Origin of the sequence: Aeromonas dhakensis, assembly GCF_000820305.1 — a bacterium.
In the GTDB taxonomy this organism is placed as follows: domain Bacteria; phylum Pseudomonadota; class Gammaproteobacteria; order Enterobacterales; family Aeromonadaceae; genus Aeromonas; species Aeromonas dhakensis.
Genome location: NZ_CDBH01000028.1, coordinates 1 through 842, shown reverse-complemented (window position 1 = coordinate 842; position 842 = coordinate 1). Strand labels below are relative to the sequence as shown.

1 protein-coding gene is annotated in these 842 nt (G+C 52.0%); it reads left to right on the top strand.

Going from position 1 to position 842, the window contains the following annotated elements; all coding sequences use genetic code 11:
• On the top strand, nucleotides 1–842 hold an 842-nt coding region (locus BN1143_RS22310), incomplete at both ends, for a hypothetical protein (protein ID WP_156141283.1).

Here is an 842-nt window from a genome sequence, read left to right as displayed (position 1 = left end):
GCATCTGGAACGATTGATGCGGGGAGTGGCGATCTGTGGTTATCCGCTCAGGATGTTATCAACAAGCGTGCTGTTTTTGATGTTGTGACCACCCAAGAATTATCAAGTCAGCCATTGCCGCTGGACTTGTATTTAAAGTCGGGGGACGAACGCCTGCCAGAACATCAGCTTGGGTGGACCTATGCTGGGTTTCGCCCAAGTAACAGTCATGATTGGTATGCTGTTGTACGTTTCTCATCTGAGAAAAACTTCAAGCTTCAGCTTTCTAAGCAGACACAGGAGGTAAGAGAAAGCAGTAACGCTAGTACAATTCTTTCTGGTGGTAACCTCACTATTCAGGCTGGCGCACTCATCAATGATGCAGGCACGATTAGTGCGGGAAGGGATATAAATGTGCAGGCAAGCACGATCCTAAACAAGTCATATGCCCTTGGCAGTCACATTGAGTATGCAGATTATGAGTACCAGCATCTTAACAGTTTTGGTTATGTCACCACTTCTGGTGGGGAGCCCGAATCCTGGCGCTTGCGTGATATAGAGCTCTACTACAAGTTAACCGGTACACATCAAGAGCAGACTAAGACTGGTAGCGTCAACGCCCTTATCTCCGCAGACGGCAATCTGACCGGCACTGTAGCCGGGATGATTGACAACGTCACCATAAAGGCCCACGCCGGGCCGGTCAGCAGCACCACCCAACGCCCTTCCCTTTCTTTGCCACAGGCTCAGGGTACGGGGGCCGTTCCCGGTGTACAGGGGAATGCCCAATACCTGGCCCAGCAGTTAAAACCGGTCGGTCCCGACAACGGGGTGCCCTTGCCGGACTTCCAGTTGCCCAGCGG